Origin of the sequence: Peptoniphilus grossensis (assembly GCF_001940285.1) — a bacterium.
GTDB lineage: Bacteria > Bacillota > Clostridia > Tissierellales > Peptoniphilaceae > Peptoniphilus_A > Peptoniphilus_A faecalis.
Map to the genome: position 1 here is coordinate 1,664,347 of NZ_MJIH01000001.1, position 17,469 is coordinate 1,681,815.

Sequence of the window (17,469 nt, forward strand, 5' to 3'; positions counted from 1 at the left end):
CCTGTCTTTTTTGCATTTGATTAATTAAATTAAGCTACATTTTCCTTTAAATATTTTATAATATCTAAAGATTCGTAAAGAGGCTTGTCGCCAATGAATAGACATGGAACTTGTTTTTTGCCGCCCTTTTCAATTAAATATTTGCGAGCTTCTTTATCTTCATCAATGTTTTTTATTTCTACAGAATTAATGCCATTATCTGCCATAAAAGATTCAACTTTTTTACAGAATGGACAAATTGTACCTACATAAAGTGTTAATTTTTCCATAAAATCCCTCCGATTTTATTTTACCCAATTAATGGTAAAGAAAACAAGGGCAGTATTTAAAAGGTAGTCATTTTTTGATATAATAGCATAGATTCGAGGTGATATTGTGGGATTTTTTGACAGTCTCGATGGAAATGTTAATGAAATAATGGGAAATTTAAATTATTTGAAGAAAAAGATTGTAAGTGAATCACAAGAAATAAAAAAAATGGCAAGGTTAAAGTACGAAATTTTAAACGAAGAGAGAAAGTTATCTGAACTTTTTGAATCTCTTGGGCGACATGAGTTTAATATTTTAAAGGGTGAAGAGTCAGATCTTGATATTGATGAAACTTTAAGAGCAATCGAAAGACATACTTCAAGGATTTCTTCGCTAAAGATGGGTCTAGATTTAAATGAAAATACTAGTATAAATTTTCAAAAGGATATAGAAAAAAATTCAGACAAAGACCAAGATAAAAATAATTTTAGCGGACTTTATGTGGAAAAAGATTTTAATAATAAATTAAAAGAGGAAGATGATAGTTGCATAATTTTTATAGAAGAAGATGAAGATGAAAGTAGATAAAAATTTTATTGATATAGATGGAATAAAAACTGCATATATAAAAAGAGAGGGCGGCGAAAAAATCGTCCTTATCCTTCACGGATGGGGTGCATATATTGAGTCGATTATGCCAATTTTTAATGCTATTCCAGAGCATTACACAGTCTATGCCTATGATGCACCGGGATTTGGATACAGCGAGGCACCAAAAGAGGTAATGGGAACCTACGATTACTATAGTTTTTTGTTGAAGTTTTTGGAAAAGTTTAATATAAAAAGGGCTACATTTATCGGGCATTCCTTTGGAGGCAAAACTCTTACGATTTTAGGTGCGAGAAATAAGAATTTAATAGACAAATTAGTGCTAATCGATGCATCGGGAGTTATTCCAAAGAGAAAACTTTCTTATTATGCTAAGGTTTATTCTTTTAAAGCTGCAAAAAAACTATATATGCTAACTCATGGCAACGACGACAAAGCTCTGTCAAAATTTTATAAAAATCACGGCTCCGATGACTACAAGGCAGCAGAAGGAATTATGCGAAAATGTTTTGTAAAAGTTGTGAATGAATCCACAAGAGAAGAGTTTAAAAATATCGAAGCAGAGACTCTTCTAATTTGGGGAGACAAAGATGATGCAACGCCTCTTTACATGGGTAAAATTTTTGAAAAAGAGATAAAAAATTCAGGACTTGTGGTTTTGGAAGATGCTGGTCATTATTCATATCTAGATAAGTTTGGACAATTTAGAGCAGTTATTAATTCCTTTTTAGATTAGGAGATTTAGATGAAAATTTTTTTAGTGAAACTACCTATTTATATAATAGATTTAATAGTAATTTCTGTGGCACTTTATTACTCTTTAATTAGGAGTAATTTTCCCATTCATATGCTTCAACTTGAAGGCTATGACAATGACGAGTACAAAACGTTTTTGAAAAATAACAAGGAAAAGATGAATAAATTAGTCTACAAATTGGATAAAAATCAAAAAACGCCAATAGTTTGGACCGATAGGGCAAAGAGACTTTTAAAAAAGCATAAAATTATAAATTTTATTTTTTTCGTAATTATTGTTGTAATTTCTCTTTTATTATTTGATATTACAAAATCTTATGTGCTATCAGCATTTTCGACTATTGTATTTTCCTTTTTAGTTTATTTTTTTCAATATAGAATTTTGATTTTGACAAATATGTGGGCAAAGCCAACTGAAGACAAAATCAATATGGGATTTTACAATTCTGCACAAGCTAAAATTAAAAAATTTAAAGAAGAAAGGGGCTTAAAAGTTTTAGGGATAACGGGTTCCTTTGGAAAGACTTCTGTAAAATTTATATCTAATACAATTTTGTCTGAAGGACTTAGAGTTAAAAACACGCCTTCTTCCTTTAACACGCCTATGGGTCTTTCAAAAATTATTAACAATGAACTTGAAAGCAACACAGATGTTTTCATCGCAGAGCTTGGAGCCAAGATGCCAGGAGAAATTCACGAAGTGGCGGAACTTGTACAACCTGATATTGGAATAATTACAGCAATTGGGCCAACGCACATGCATCTTTTTAAGACAATCGAAAATATTCAAAAAACAAAGTATGAATTAATAGAGGATTTGCCTGAAGATGGAATTGCAATATTTAACTACGACAACGACTATGTAAAGCCTCTTGCGGATAAAACTTTAAAGAAAACTTATAGATATGGAACAAGGGACTTTGAAAAACTAGATATTTACGCTGACGAGATAAAAGTTAATGAAACTGGTTCTGAATTTATGCTTCACATCAAGGGTGTGGGGGAAATAAAATGCGAGACAAAACTTCTTGGAGTACACAATATTTCAAACATACTTGCATCAGCGACTGCGGCACATGTCCTTGGACTTAGCTTAGAAGATATACAAAGGGGAATAAAAAAAGTTGAGCCAGTGGAACATAGGCTTTCACTTCTACCATCGACAAATGGCACAATAGTTATTGACGATGCTTTTAACTCAAACCCTGTTGGATTTAGGGCAGCATTAGATGTTCTTAGAGAATTTAAAGATCATAGAAAAATAATTATTACGCCAGGCATGGTTGAACTTGGCGATATGGAAATTTGTGAAAATAGAAAAATAGGCGAAGCAATGGCAGATGTCCTCGACTTTGTAATTTTAGTCGGCAAAAAGAGAACACTTCCAATTTATGAGGGTTTAAAAAATAAAAAATTTAATGAAGATAATATTTACAGAGTTTCTTCACTAGCAGAAGCTACTGAAGTACTCGCAAAGATTTCCTTGCCAGGAGATGTCCTTCTATTTGAAAATGACCTTCCTGACAATTACAATGAGGAGTGAGAATATGGAAAATATAGGTGTAATTTTTGGAGGTAGATCCGTTGAACACGAAGTTTCTGTAATTACAGGGATGCAAATTATTGAAAATATGGATAAGACAAAGTACAATCCTATTCCAATTTATATTACAAAGAGCGGCAAATTTCTTTCGGGCGAAAGTTTAAAAAATTTTAAAGCGTATAAAAATCAAGACTTCCACGATGGAGTTGAAGTTTTTTTCAAGCCAACTTATGGCGACAAAAATCTTTACTTTGTAAAGCATAACGAAAAAAAATTGTTTAAGCCAGAGTATGATTCTGTCGAAGTTTACGAAAAAATCGATGCAATATTTTTTGCCCTTCACGGAACTTTTGGCGAAGATGGATGCACTCAAGGACTTTTTGAACTTATGGGAATGCCCTACACTGGTTGTGGCGTAATGTCAGCAGCTGTAGGCATGGACAAGGTAATTATGAGAAAAGTTTTTGAATCAGAAAATATTCCAATGACAAAATACAAGTATTTTTACAAAGAAGAGCTTAAAAATTTACAAAATATTGTTGAAAAATGCAAGGATTTGAAATATCCTTTATTTGTAAAGCCTGCAAATTTAGGTTCCTCTATTGGAATTTCAAGAGTGGAGAATGCTCTTGACCTTTCAAAGGCGCTTGAAGTTGCAGCACATTATGATAGAAAAATAATTGTGGAAGAAGCAGTGGTAAATCCAAGGGAGATAAATGTGGCAGTCCTTGGTTATGAAAATGACCTTAGAGTTTCTGCAGCAGAGGAACCCCTCGGATTTAAGGATCTTTTGAAGTACGAAGATAAATATGTTTCTGGTTCAAAGGGTGCAAAGTCATCACAAAAGCATCAAAACAAAAAGCTCCCAGCTGATTTGACACCAAGTCTTGAAAAAGAAATTAAAGAGCTTGCAAAAAAAAGTTTCATGGCAATTGATGGAGCGGGAGTTGCAAGGATTGACTTTTTAGTTGATGGTGAAAAGGCTTATGTAAATGAAATTAACACTTTGCCGGGTTCGATTGCCTTTTATCTTTATGAGGTAGATGGACTAAAGATTGAGGATTTAATTACAAAATTAATTGAACTTGGAAAGACTAGACATAGCGAAAGAGCAGAAAACAATTATTCCATTGATTCAAATTTATTTAATATGACAAGTTATGGAGCAAAGATTTAATGATCAAAGAAAAGATTTTAGAAGTTATCAAAAATTCAAAGCCAAGGTCAAAGGAGGAACTCACAAAGCTATTTAAAATTAAAAACAAAGAAAAGAAACAGTTTTTTAAAATAGTTGAAGAGCTACAAAGAGAAGGACTTATTTTTGAAGATTCTAGAAAAAAATACAGATTTGTCGACAATGACAAATTCTTTTATGGAAAACTTCAAACAAATGCAAAGGGATTTGGATTTTTGATAAGGGGAAATCTTGACGAAGATATTTATATATCAAAAAACAATTTAAATTTTGCACTTAATGATGATGAAGTTATTGTTAGAAGGTACAAAGATTCCTCTGGCGATAGACCTGAGGGAAAGGTGCTTGTTATTGTAAAAAGAGTGAACACGAAATTTGTTGGAGTTTTTCAAGAAAAGAAGGACTTTGGATTTGTAATCACAGACGAGAGCAAAATGGCAATGGATATTTATATTCCAAAGAAAAAAATTAATGGAGCAAGAAATGGTCAAAAGGTAGTTGTAAAAATAGAGAAATGGCCAGAGGAAAATAAAAAACCAGAGGGTCGCATCATAGAAATTTTAGGTTATCCAGAAGATCCTCATGTTGACATAATGTCCGTTGCAGCATCTCTTGACCTGCCCATGGAATTTAACAAGGCGGCAATTTCTGAAGCAAAGAGCTTGCCACAAGAAGTTAGTGCTGATGAAATAAAGGGCAGGCGTGATTTCAGAGATCTAACAACTTTTACCATTGACGGAGCGGACTCAAAGGATTTTGACGATGCAATCTCTCTAGAAATTTCTAAAAAGGGCAATTACATTTTAGGTGTTCACATTGCAGATGTAGCACATTATGTCCAAGAGCTTGGGGCAATAGACGAGGAAGCTTTCAAGAGGGGTAATTCAGTTTACTTACTTAATAAAGTAATACCAATGATACCCTTTGAACTTTCAAATGGCATATGCTCACTTAATGAAGGTGTAGATAGGCTTACCCTTTCAGTTATTGCAGAGATAAATAAAAGTGGCGATGTAGTAAAACATGAAATCTGTGAATCTGTAATAAACTCAAATAGAAGGCTTGTCTATGAAGATGTGTCCGATTATTTGGAAAAAAATATAGTTCATGAATCCCTAGTTGGGCTTGAAAAAACTTTAGACAATATGTATGAACTTTCACAAATCTTACAAAAAAAGAGAGAAGAAGGCGGCGCAATTGACTTCGATATACCAGAAGTAATAATCGAAGTTGACGAAAGAGGATGGCCACAAAATATTCACAAGAGAGATAGAAGATCTGCCAACAAACTTATTGAAGATTTTATGTTAACGGCAAATGTCTGTGTGGCAAGAGAATATTTTTTCAAAAACATTCCATTTTTATATAGAATTCACGAAAGACCAAAGGAAGATAAAATTTCCGAACTAAATGCTTATCTTAGACCACTTGGATATATGATAAATTTTGACGGAAAAGTCGAACCAAAGGATGTGCAAAAAGTTCTCGAAAGGGCAAAGGGAACTAAGGAGGAAATGTTTATCTCTACAATGACATTGAGATCTATGACAAAGGCGAGGTATTCTGAAATAAATGACATACACTTTGGTTTAGCCTTTGATTACTATTCACATTTTACTTCTCCAATAAGAAGATATGCTGATCTTACAATTCACAGAATTATAAAAAGACATCTCAAGGGTACCCTTTCTAAGGGAATAATAAAAAATTTAAAATTAGTCCTTCCAGAAATTGCAGAGCAGGTTTCTAGGACGGAAAAAATTGCACAGGATGCAGAAAGACAAGTTGAAGACATTAAAATGGCAGAGTATATGTCTGAACGCATTGGAGAAAGATACATTGGTAGAGTTTCAAGTATAACAAGTTTTGGGATTTTTGTAGAGCTTGACAATTTAATCGAAGGACTCATTAGCTACAGAACTATGGATGGTTACTACGAATTTGACGTGGATAATTACAAGGCTATTGATTACGAAACAAAGGATGAATTTCACATTGGCGACGAAGTAAAAATTGAAGTTATAAATGTAGATTTAAATATGGGAAATATTGATTTTAAATTAATAGGTGATGAAGATTGAGTAAAGAAAATGATAACGCAATTGCAAATAACAAAAAGGCGAGCCATCTTTATTTTATCGAAGATACTTATGAAGCAGGCATTGAACTTTTTGGGACAGAAGTAAAGTCAATAAGAAAGGGACAAATAAATATAAAAGATTCCTATTGCGACATAAATAAGGGCGAAATTTTTGTATATGGCATGCACATTTCTCCTTACGAACAGGGAAATATTTACAATGTTGACCCGATGAGAAAGAGAAAACTTTTGATGCACAAAAATGAAATCCTTCGCCTTGAAAAAGTAAAGACTCAAGATGGCTATACAATAATTCCTTTGAAGGTTTATTTAAAGAGGGGAAAGGTTAAAGTTTTAATTGCAAAAGCAAAGGGTAAAAAACTTTGGGACAAAAGAGAGACTATGAAGAAAAAAGAAGTAGACAAAAAACTAAGGCAAGCACTCAAATACTGAGTGCTTTTTATATGGTAATTTTATATTATGTTTATAGCATTTAATTAGTGTTGACTGACTACATAAAAGATGAATTTACTTTGAAATGCCCTGACATAAATTGAAAGCAAAACAAATTAAAGAATTATAAAATATCTAAAGATAAGGTTTAATTAACTTGACATCTATATTAGAATTTGCTAATATGCTAATATAGATAAATTTTAGAGGTGTATTGATTTTGAAAAAAATTACTGAAGAACATAAAAAAGTAATTAAAGGCAGAGCAAGTCTGGTAAAGGCAATGGCTCATCCAGTGAGATTATGTGTGCTTGATAAATTGATTAATGAGGGAGAAAAAAATGTAACAGAAATAGTGGATTGCATGGATGTTACTCAATCAAATTTATCTCAACATTTATCAAAACTTAGAGATTTAGGAATAGTTGAAGCAAGAAAAGAAGGAAATTTAATTTACTATTCAGTTAAAAGGAAGGATGTAATTTCAATTGTAAAGGTGATAATGAGAGGTGCAGAATGAAGATAATAGTTGTTGGTGGAGTTGCAGGTGGTGCAACGGCGATAGCAAGACTTAGAAGACTTGATGAAAATGCAGAGATTCTTCTTTTAGAAAGAGGAAAATATGTAAGCTTCGCAAATTGTGGTCTTCCATATTATATTGGTGGTGCAATAGAAGAAAGGGACTCTCTTTTTGTAACTACTAAAGAATCTATTGAAGATAAATACAATATTGAAATTAGAACGGAAAATGAAGTTCTTTCAATAGATAAAGAAAATAAAAGGGTCAGGATCATAGATTACACAAGTGGAAGAGAATACGAGGAAGATTATGATAAATTACTTTTATCTACTGGCTCAAGTCCCTTTATACCAGATGTAGAAGGAATTAATGAAAGAAATATTTTTAAGCTTTGGACAGTTCCAGATGTAGATGCAATATATAGTTTTATAGAAAAAGAAAAACCTAAAAAAGCAGTAGTCATTGGAGGAGGCTTCATTGGACTTGAAACAGCTGAAAACTTATATGAAAAGGGTCTTGAAGTTACTCTTGTTGAAATGTCAGATCAAGTTATGCCACCACTAGATAAAGATATGGCAAAAATTTTAGAAAATCATTTAGAAAATAAAGGTGTAAAGCTTTTACTTGGAGAAGGATTTGACGGAACAGAAAATAAAGGAAAAACTATAAAATTAAAATCTGGGAAAAAATTAGAAAGTGATATTACAATTTTATCCATTGGCGTTAGACCTAATAGTGAAATTGCAAAAAGTGCTGGACTTGAATTAAATGAAAGAGGCGGTATAAAAGTAGATAAATTTCAAAAAACATCTGACGAAAACATTTATGCCGTGGGAGATGTAATTGAAGTCAAAGACTTTATACTGGGAACAAATACTATGATTCCTCTTGCGGGACCTGCAAATAAACAAGGTAGAGCTGTTGCTTCAAATATTTTAGAAAAAAGGGAAGAAACTTATAAAGCAACTATGGGCACAAGTGTTGCTAAGGTATTTGACATGACTGTTGCAACAGTGGGATCAAATGAAAAATCACTAATTAAAAAGGGATACAAGTATAAAAAGGATTATTATATTTCTCTAGTTCACCCAATGTCCCATGCAGGATATTATCCAGGAGCACTTCCTATGACAATTAAGTTAATTTTTGGCAGAGATGGTGAAATTTTAGGAGCTCAAATAGTAGGTTATGATGGAGTGGATAAGAGAATAGACATAATTGCAACGACTATATATTTTAAAGGAAATGTATATGATTTAAGTGATTTAGAACTTGCCTATGCTCCGCCATATTCAAGTGCCAAGGATCCAGTTAATTTTGCAGGATATGTGGCGACAAATATATTAGAAGGACTTACTGAACCAATTACATTGCAAGAGTTGAAAGAGGATAAATCAAAATACACTGTACTTGACGTGAGAGAAGAAATAGAACAAGTATCAGGTATGATGGATGAAGCCATATCTATGCCGCTTACTGAAATTAGAAATAGAATAGGCGAGCTTGATAAAAACAAAGAGTATGCAATTTATTGTGCAGTTGGGATAAGGGGCTATATTGCTGAGAGAATATTAAAACAAAGGGGCTTTAGTGCTCATAATATTTTAGGTGGATACAGAACTTATTTAGATATAGAAGGATCTTCAGATTATTCAGATTTGTCGACAGAACAGGATAAATTTGAAAGCTCTGAAAATAAAGATGATAATAATAAAGAAATAAAATTATTAAATGTATGTGGACTTTCTTGTCCAGGTCCAATAGTTCAAGTATCAGAAGCAATAAATAAATTATCTCCTGGCGAGATAATAGAAGTTGTGGCAACAGATCCAGGCTTTGCCAGAGATATAAAATCGTGGGCAAATAATACAGGAAATACATTATTGGAAAGCAGTGCTAATAAAGGGAAATTTTCTGCAAAAATTCAAAAGGGAAAGAGGGTAGAAAAGGAAGAAAAGAACCCCACAAATATTAAAGAAAAGACGATGATCATATTTGACGGGGATTTAGACAAAGCGATAGCTTCTTTTATAATAGCTACAGGTGCTGCAGCAATGGGAAATAAAGTAAATATGTTTTTTACATTTTGGGGGTTAAGTATATTAAGAAAAGAAAATGCTCCAAAGGTAAAAAAAGACTTTATGTCAAAAATGTTTTCAATGATGCTTCCAAAATCCTCAAGAAAACTTGGACTTTCTAAGATGAATTTCTTTGGAATGGGCTCAAAAATGATAAGAAAAGTGATGAAGGATAAGGGGGTTTCATCTCTAGAAGAACTTATATTAAATGCTCAAAGAGCAGGAGTTAAGATGACAGCTTGTCAAATGTCTATGGATGTAATGGGACTTTCAAAAGAAGAATTGATTGAGGGAGTAGAAGTAGGTGGAGTTGCGACAATGCTTTCTGATAATGACAACTCTAATATGAATTTATTTATATAATTAAGAACTAAAAACTGTGAGCTTGTAGATAAAGAAATCCCAAGGCTTGTAGAATTTACTTTTTCTAAATTTAATTCATATGAATATATAAATTTCTTGTCTATTTAAAAATGTAGTTTTTGGCATTTCTTTTTGAATTGAATTTATAAAAAAACTCAATATGTTTTACTTTCATAGTAGGTTTTATCTTGGTAGCAATAGGAGCACTCAAATACTGAGTGCTTATTTTTGTGCATAAATTTATTTATTATTTTTATAAAAATTAAATTTTATATTTATTTAAATATTATTAAAATTAGAAGTAAAAAATTGACAAGGAGAAAAAACAATGCTATAGTCTATTTAGAAATATGTCTAAACAGAAAGTTTGTGAGAGATGTGAAAAAATTTTTAAAATTATTTTTGTTGGGAATGCTATGCTTTGCAATATCACAGTTGTGCCTGCGTTTACCTATTTTAAAGCTTTTAAATAATAGCCTATTAATTTATAATTTTCAAATATTATATCCGTTGTTATATGGTTTTATACTATCATTGAGTGCAGGTATATTTGAAGAGGGATGTAGATTTATTTTCAAGGATAAATTTTTAAAAGAAAGTAAATCTAAGCTTGATGCTACTATTTTTGGACTGGGACATGGTTTGATAGAAGTCATATATGTATTTGCAATAAGCTTTAGTAGTCTTAATTTAATGACCAATTCAGAATTTTTTTTAGGAATTTATGAAAGAATATTAGCAATGATATTTCACATTGGGATGACGGTTTTAATATGGACTGGTTTTGCTAGAAATAAGAAATATAAATACTTAATTTTAGCAATAATGATGCATGGAATTTTCGATTATTTAATACCATTAAAATATATTTTTGATTTTAGCAATTTTATGCTATATGGAATATGGACAGCTATTTGTGTATTTATTTTGCTCTTCATTGTCAATATTAAATTAGGAGGAATTAGCAATGAGAAATTTTAAAAATTTAATTTTAATTGTGATAGCTTTATTTCTAGTTGGTTGTGGTTCAAAAGGTGAGAAAATGTCTGATGATGATTTTTCTAAGTATGAAAAGCAAGCACAGGCTGCAATAAGTTTAATTAATGAAAGAAAAACAGTTGAATTTATTGACTTGACAGAAAAATCCCTTGGATTTAAAAAGGAAATCCTTGAAGAAGCTTATAAAAACCTTGAAAATTATGGAAAATTTGTAGAATTTGGAAAGTCAAAGGGGATTTATGAAGAAGAAAAGGATAAGGGAGAAACTTATTTTACAATCTTACAGAAAGTAAAATATGATAAAAAAGATGCACTTTTTAGAGTAAGTTTCAATAAAGATAATAAAATAATTGGAATATTTTTTAAGTAAAGTTAATACTATCTTGTAAAAAATTATCTTATTTATGAGTAGCGCTCAATGATGAGCGCTTTTTATTTTAACCTTACTATTAATTTGATCTTCCTTTATCCTTTACTAAATCAACAGATGTAATTTAATGATTATTGTTTTTCCTTAAAATTGATTATATAATGTTCAAATAGAAGCATTAACACTAAGTTCATTTATTGATAAGTGAATTTTAGTTTAGATTAAAAGGGTGGTATTATGGCTTTTATCGAAGTTAAAAATCTCTCAAAGGTGTATAAAGTTGGCGAGAGAGCTGTGATGGCAAATAATAAATTAAATTTTGAAATAGAAAAAAATGAATTTGCAATAATTTTAGGTGCAAGTGGCGCTGGCAAATCGACTTTTTTAAATATTTTAGGCGGAATGGATACTGCTTCAAGCGGTGAACTTTTAGTTGATGGCAAGAATATTGCAAATTATAACGAAAGAGAACTTACAACTTATAGAAGATATGACATGGGTTTTGTTTTTCAGTTTTATAATCTTATTCCAAATCTTACTGCACTAGAAAATGTTGAGCTCGCGACACAAATTGTAAAGCATGCAAAAGATCCCGTTGAAGTTTTAAAATCTGTGGGACTTGGCGAGAGAATTGATAATTTCCCATCACAATTATCTGGTGGTGAACAACAAAGGGTTTCAATAGCAAGGGCAATTGCAAAAAACCCTAAATTACTTCTTTGCGATGAGCCAACAGGTGCTCTTGACTATAATACAGGCAAGCAAATTTTAAAATTATTGCAAGATTTAACTAGAACTACAGATACAACAGTGGTTTTAATCACACACAATTCTGCGATAAAAAATAGTGCAGATAGATTGATTGAAATTGCTGATGCAAAGGTGAAGAATGTATTTATCAATAAAAATCCTAAGAATATTATGGAAATAGAATGGTAGGTGCAGCGTGAAAGCTTGCGATAAAGATAATTTTAGAGAGATAAAAAATTCTCTTCCAAGATTTATTTCAATTTTAATAATTGTCTTTTTAGGTGTTTTTGTATTAATTGGGTTAATTTCTACGGGAGAAGTTATGCGAAACACAATCGATGACAAGATAAAAAAATTAAATCAAGAGGACATAAAAATTTCTGTACCCATAGGTTTTGAGGACAAAGATAGAGAAATTATTGAAGGAGAAGATGATATATCTGAACTTGAATATGGATACGATAAAGATGTTTTTTTGGAAGGAGACTCCATTGTAATCAAGGTTTTAAATATGCCCTATGAAATTTCTAAACCTGAAATTATTGAGGGAAGAAATATAAAAAGCTCTGATGAAATTGTCCTCGATTCGAGAATGAAAAAAGAAGGTAAAAAAATTGGCGACATTATTTCCTTTCAAGAAGACAATGATGATGATAAAGAAAATGATTTAAAGAGGCTTAGTTACAAGATTGTTGGTTTTGCAAATTCATTGGATTTCATTCAGGATAAAAATGGGACTTATTCTGAAAGAGGATATGGAAAAATTTCTTATTTTGCCTATATTGATGACGGAAATTTTTCAGGCGAGCCAACCCTTGCAAAATTAAAATTTTTGGGGACAGAGGGTCTTATGACTTCCGACAAAGATTATGTGGAATACATGGATAAAAAGACTCGTGAAATAAAAATTGATCTTAAAAATAGACCTAAGGAAAGACTTCTTTCTATTCAAAATGAAATTTCTGGAAATATAAATGATGCTGAAGATAAAATTTCAGATGCAGAGGGAAAGCTAACTGATGCAAAGGATAAACTTGTAAAGGGTCGTGATGATCTCGACAAGGGGAAAAGGGATTATAAAGAAGGACTTGACGAGTACAATAAAGAAAAAAACGAGGCAAAGTCTGAAATTTCAAAAAATAGAAATAAATTATATAAAGCATCTGTGGAAATTGATGATGGAGAGAGAAAACTCATTGACGGTTATGAAAAGTTAAGTGAAGGAAAGAAAAAACTTGATGACGCAAAAAGTGAGTTAAATTCTGGACAAAAGGAACTTGCCGAAGGTAAGGAAAAGTACCAAAAGGGACTTGGAGAGGCAGAAGCTTCAGAAAAGGCTTTAAAGCAAGGCGAAGATCAACTTGTTGAAGGTAGAAAAAAATTAGATGATGCTTGGCAAAAGATTGAAGAATCAAAAGTTAAGCTTTCTGAAGGCATAAAAAAATATGAAGATGGCGAAAAAGAATACGATAGCGGAAAATCACAACTTGATGCTGGAAAGGCAAAGCTTGTAAAAGAAATGGGTGCTAGCTCTTATGAAGATGCCGTTGAAAAAATTTATGCCATTGATAAAATTCTAGACAGTGCAGAAGAAATTTTAAGTAAACTTCCAACAATTGAAGATGAAATAGCAAGCACAAAGGAACAAATCAATCAAGTAGATGCAGGAATTTCAAAAATTGATGACGAAATTGCAAATATAAATTCAAGACTTCAAGATCCAAACACATCAGAAGATGAAAAGGCAAAGCTTAGTGCTGAAATTGCAGGATTAAATGTGCAAAAGAATAGACTTCAAAAAAATAAAGATGATTTAAATAAAAAATTAGAATTTTTAAATAATTCTAAAAAGGAAATAGATAATGCACTTGAAGAAATAAATAAAAAAGTTCCCGGCGGAATTTCTGGAAATTTAAGTGATTTAAAAGCTAAAGTAAAAGAAGGTAAAGCAGGAATTCAGCAAATTGACGAAAACGAAAAAAAATTAGTATCGGCTAGAGCAACCTTAGATGCCAGCAAGAAACAAATTGAAGAAGGTAAAAAACAACTTGAAGATGGAATTGCTGAAGCAGAAAAGGGTGAAGAAGAATTTGCAAAAAACAAAGATGAAATAGAAAAAAATAAAAAGAAATTACAAGATGCAAAACTTGAATTGGCAAAAGCAAAAAACAAATTAGATGAGTCTGAGGATAAATTAAATAAGGGTAATGTTGACTACGAAAGTGGAAAAAGAGAGCTCGATGAAAAAGAGAGTGAATATCTTGAAGGCAGAGAAAAACTTTCAAGAGCAAAAGAAAAATATTTATCTGGCACTGATGAATTAAAAAGAGGAGAAGAAAGGCTAGATAAAGAGTTAAAGAGTGGGAAAAATAAATTAGATGACGCCAAGGGAAAACTCTACAAGGCAGAAAAAGACTTGAGAAAGGGTGAAAGTGAATACAAGGACAAATCCAAAGAAGCAGAGGAAAAAATTTCTGACGCAAGAGGAAAAATTGCCGATGGAAGAAAATATTTGAGCCTAATAAAGCAACCTCGGTACAAAATCACACCTAGACATTTATCTGGTGACATTAACACTTATATAGACTATGCAAAAAGAGTTGACGGACTTTCCCTTATCTTCCCAATATTTTTCTTTGCAATAGCACTATTAGTTTGTTTTACTACAATGACTAGAATGGTAGATGAAAACCGAGTTGTCATAGGAACATACAAGGCATTGGGCTACGCAAATAGAGAAATTGGAAGAAAGTTTTTTCTATATGGATCACTTGCATCTATAATTGGTGGAATCTTAGGTGCTATAAGCGGCTCTTATATTTTAACTTATATTATTGGAAATGCTTATTCGACAAAGACGATTTTCGAGAACCATTTGATAATAGATCTCTTCCCAATGAGGATGATTTTTGCCATTGCTATTGGATTTTTATTTACAACTGTAGCAGCAATAATTACAGTTAATAAAAATTTAGAAGAAAAGACAGCTTATCTTCTACGAAGTAAAGCGCCTTCAAAGGGAAATAGAATTTTAATAGAAAGAATTCCTTTTATTTGGAACAATTTGAGTTTCTTATCAAAAGTAACTGCAAGAAATTTATTTTTGTCGAAAAAAAGAATGTTTATGACAGTAGTTGGAGTCATGGGCTGTGCAGCATTACTTGTACTTGGTTTTGGACTTTCAGAATCTGTTAAAAGTGTAGAAGAACTACAATTTAAAGACATTTTAAAATACGACATCTCGGTTTTATATGACAGCAAATTTGACGAAGAATCCTATAAAGATTATAGAAAGAGTATCGAAGATAAAAATTTAGCTTACACAAAGACTTATGAAGAATTATTCACCATGGATTACGATGAAATAGACCAAAATGTAAATGTAATTGTGCCAAGTGATAATGAAAAATTCAAAAATTATATATCTCTAAGGGATAAAGACAGCGGAGAAGAACTGGATCTTTCAAAGAGAGGTGCAATAATTACAGAAAAACTTTCTAAACTTAAAAAAATAAAAGTCGGGGATCCTTTAAAGCTTCGCGATGTATATGGAAATGAATTTGAAGTAGAAGTTTCGGGTATCACAGAATTTTATATTGGGCACAATGTCTACATGAACAAAGATTATTTTGAAAAGGTAACGGGATCAGAATTTGTCCCAAATACAGATTTAATAAAATTGCCAAAAAATTTCGACAAAGATAAATTTACAAAGACTATAATAGAAAAAAAATCCGTATTTAACATCACAGATGTTGACGACATGAAGGATATATTAAATCAATTTTTATATTCAATAACAAAGGTTAAATTAATAATTTTAATTGTGACGACAATTTTGGAAATTGTAGTCCTTTACAATCTAACAAATATAAATATCGAGGAGAGAATAAGAGAAGTCTCAACTATAAAAGTTTTAGGATTTTACCCAAGGGAGACCACTTCATATATTTATAAGGAAACTTATATCCTTGCCATAATTGGAATATTAATAGGACTCGTGGTTGGAAAAATTTTACACTACTCTGTATTACAAATAGTTGTGCCCTTAATGACAATGTTGCCAGAAAAATTGACTGCAAGACCTTTCATACTTGCGGGAATAATAACAGCCTTTGTAAACACAGTTATAATGATAATATTCCACTTTAGAATAAAAAAGATAAATGCAATAGACGCATTAAAATCAAATGAATAAAGAACCAAAAATTACCGAAGTTTGAAACTTCGGTTTTTGTTTTTAAAAAATTTTTCGTGGGTATATTAGGGATAGAGGATATTGTTGTAAAGTATTAAAGGGATGGTATTATGAAAGGCAATGAACTAAAAAGAAAAGAACATGAAGCTATAAGATGTGGTGTTGGTTATTATGATTTCACTCACCAAATTTTAGATGTCAAGGGTAAGGATGCAGCAACTTTTTTAGACAAAGTTTTTGTAAATGACATAAAAAACATGAAAAAAGGGCACGCACTTTATACTACAATGCTAAATGAAGAAGGAAAAATCATTGATGATGTGATAGTTTTTAGATTGGAAGAAGACAAATATTTGATTTCAACTCTTTATATTGACAAGATGATTAAATGGTTCGACAAATTTAAAGATGGATGTGATCTTGATTACAAGGATATTACTTCAAAGGTTACGATGTTTGCAGTTCAGGGACCAAAGTCAAGAGATCTTGTAAATAAAGTTGTTGATGAAGATATTTCTAATTTAAAATTCTTTACTATTGAAGACAATTCTGTTGGCGATTTAGACATTATGGTAGCAAGGGCAGGTTTCACTGGTGAGCTTGGGTACGAGCTTTATGTTGAAAGTAGCAAGAAAGAAAAATTAGAAGAAAAAATTAAAGAATGTGGCAAGGAATTTGGGCTTATCAATATTACAACTGATGTAATTATTGGAAGTTTGCCAGGAGAAAAGGGATATGTACTAATGAGCGACCTTGAAGGTACAAATCCACTTGAGGTTGGATATGGCTGGACTGTTCATTGGGATAGCGACTTTATTGGAAAAGATGCACTTATTAAAGAGAAAGAAAATGTAAAAAGAGATTTGTTAGGTTTTGAACTTTTAGAAGAAGGTGAAGTTGAGGTAGGGGCTAAAGTTTTACTAGATGGTCGAGAAATTGGAAAAGTTACAAAGTTCACTTATGGCTATACAGTTGAAAAATTCATTGGCTATTGCTTAATTGAAAAAGAGTACGCAGTAGAAGGTAAGGAAGTTGAGATTGAAACTAAAGAGGGCGTTATAAAAGCAAAATTATGCGATAGAGTTTTCTATGATAAAGAAAATGAAAGGGTAAGAGAATAAAATTTGGAGTCAGTTAGCTGGCTCCTTTTTTAAATCTATTTTTAAGCACTATTGGTGATTTTTATTTAAACTTTACAAAGTTTCACCATTATTTCACAGTTTGTAAAATATTTTACAGGAAATTTACAATAGAAATCTTTCAAATTTACAATGTTTTTCTATAATAGCAACGAAAGTAAAAATTA

General features: G+C 31.4%; 14 protein-coding genes. 13 read left to right on the plus strand and 1 reads right to left on the minus strand.

Annotated features, from left to right (window positions below):
* Positions 1–29: 29 nt before the first annotated feature.
* Positions 30–269: a glutaredoxin family protein gene (locus tag BIV18_RS08040; protein WP_075660105.1), complete on the minus strand. Its 240-nt coding sequence runs from the start codon at positions 267–269 to the stop codon at positions 30–32.
* Between the two features lie 106 nt (positions 270–375).
* On the opposite strand from BIV18_RS08040, the gene BIV18_RS08045 reads away from it, so the two are divergent.
* The 13 genes from BIV18_RS08045 (at position 376) to BIV18_RS08105 (ending at position 17,284) form a co-directional block, all read left to right on the plus strand.
* Positions 376–837 carry a hypothetical protein gene (locus BIV18_RS08045; protein WP_075660106.1) on the plus strand — a complete coding sequence of 154 codons (462 nt, stop codon included), beginning with the start codon at positions 376–378 and terminating at the stop codon, positions 835–837.
* A complete protein-coding gene (locus BIV18_RS08050) occupies positions 824–1,594 on the plus strand; it encodes an alpha/beta fold hydrolase (RefSeq protein ID WP_075660400.1) in 771 nt (256 codons plus the stop codon). Before BIV18_RS08045 ends, BIV18_RS08050 begins: the two co-directional genes overlap by 14 nt.
* 9 nt (positions 1,595–1,603) lie before the next feature.
* Positions 1,604–3,157 carry a UDP-N-acetylmuramoyl-tripeptide--D-alanyl-D-alanine ligase gene (locus BIV18_RS08055; RefSeq protein WP_075660107.1) on the plus strand — a complete coding sequence of 518 codons (1,554 nt, stop codon included), beginning with the start codon at positions 1,604–1,606 and terminating at the stop codon, positions 3,155–3,157.
* A 4-nt stretch (positions 3,158–3,161) separates the two neighbouring features.
* Positions 3,162–4,334: a D-alanine--D-alanine ligase family protein gene (locus BIV18_RS08060; RefSeq protein ID WP_075660108.1), complete on the plus strand. Its 1,173-nt coding sequence runs from the start codon at positions 3,162–3,164 to the stop codon at positions 4,332–4,334.
* The gene (rnr, locus tag BIV18_RS08065) at positions 4,334–6,433 is read left to right on the plus strand and encodes a ribonuclease R (RefSeq protein ID WP_075660109.1); all 2,100 of its coding nucleotides are present in this window, start codon (positions 4,334–4,336) and stop codon (positions 6,431–6,433) included. The genes BIV18_RS08060 and rnr overlap by 1 nt, the downstream gene beginning before the upstream one ends.
* On the plus strand, positions 6,430–6,885 hold the full coding sequence (gene smpB / locus BIV18_RS08070) for an SsrA-binding protein SmpB (protein ID WP_075660110.1): 456 nt from the start codon (positions 6,430–6,432) through the stop codon (positions 6,883–6,885). The genes rnr and smpB overlap by 4 nt, the downstream gene beginning before the upstream one ends.
* A gap of 220 nt (positions 6,886–7,105) precedes the next feature.
* Positions 7,106–7,405 (plus strand): ArsR/SmtB family transcription factor, encoded by a 300-nt coding sequence (locus BIV18_RS08075; RefSeq protein ID WP_083635560.1) that lies wholly within the window; start codon positions 7,106–7,108, stop codon positions 7,403–7,405.
* Positions 7,402–9,846 (plus strand): FAD-dependent oxidoreductase, encoded by a 2,445-nt coding sequence (locus BIV18_RS08080; protein ID WP_075660111.1) that lies wholly within the window; start codon positions 7,402–7,404, stop codon positions 9,844–9,846. Before BIV18_RS08075 ends, BIV18_RS08080 begins: the two co-directional genes overlap by 4 nt.
* A gap of 378 nt (positions 9,847–10,224) precedes the next feature.
* Entirely contained in the window at positions 10,225–10,827 is a 603-nt protein-coding gene (locus BIV18_RS08085; RefSeq protein ID WP_178385785.1) for a YhfC family glutamic-type intramembrane protease, read from the plus strand.
* Positions 10,814–11,215, plus strand: a complete 402-nt coding sequence (locus BIV18_RS08090; protein ID WP_075660112.1) for a DUF3887 domain-containing protein — start codon at positions 10,814–10,816, stop codon at positions 11,213–11,215. The genes BIV18_RS08085 and BIV18_RS08090 overlap by 14 nt, the downstream gene beginning before the upstream one ends.
* Before the next feature lie 237 nt (positions 11,216–11,452).
* A complete protein-coding gene (locus tag BIV18_RS08095; protein WP_075660113.1) occupies positions 11,453–12,154 on the plus strand; it encodes an ABC transporter ATP-binding protein in 702 nt (233 codons plus the stop codon).
* Between the two features lie 7 nt (positions 12,155–12,161).
* Entirely contained in the window at positions 12,162–16,163 is a 4,002-nt protein-coding gene (locus BIV18_RS08100) for an FtsX-like permease family protein (RefSeq protein WP_075660114.1), read from the plus strand.
* Between the two features lie 110 nt (positions 16,164–16,273).
* Complete coding sequence (locus BIV18_RS08105) at positions 16,274–17,284, plus strand: aminomethyl transferase family protein (RefSeq protein ID WP_075660115.1); 1,011 nt, start codon at positions 16,274–16,276, stop codon at positions 17,282–17,284.
* Positions 17,285–17,469 lie beyond the last annotated feature (185 nt).